1 protein-coding gene is annotated in these 290 nt (G+C 61.7%); it reads right to left on the bottom strand.

The features are described 5' to 3' along the window. On the bottom strand, positions 1 to 290 hold a 290-nt coding region (locus AAC854_RS23480; RefSeq protein ID WP_340619179.1), incomplete at both ends, for a hypothetical protein.

Below are 290 nucleotides of genomic sequence, written 5' to 3'. Positions count from 1 at the left end.
CGCGTTTCTCCGTGCAGTTGCCATTGCCGTCATAGGCATAATGCCACTGGGTACCGGCGTAATCGGTCTCCGTGACCACCCGCCCGTCCGCATCCAGCGTGTAACGGTAGCGTTCACCCAGCGGGTTAATCACTTCAATCAACTGCAGGCTGTTTTTGTCGTAGCGGTACGCCCAGCGGTGGCCTTCGCCATCCACCCGCGCCACCGGCAGGTCAAAGGGGCCGTATTCCAGATCCCATGCCACCCCGCGGGCATCCGTCCATGTCGTCAGGTTGCCGTGGCGATCATGG

This window comes from Xenorhabdus entomophaga, assembly GCF_037996725.1.
Taxonomy (GTDB): Bacteria; Pseudomonadota; Gammaproteobacteria; order Enterobacterales; family Enterobacteriaceae; genus Xenorhabdus; species Xenorhabdus khoisanae.
Note: the sequence above shows the minus strand (reverse complement) of the source record. Positions and strands in the feature narration are given on the sequence as shown.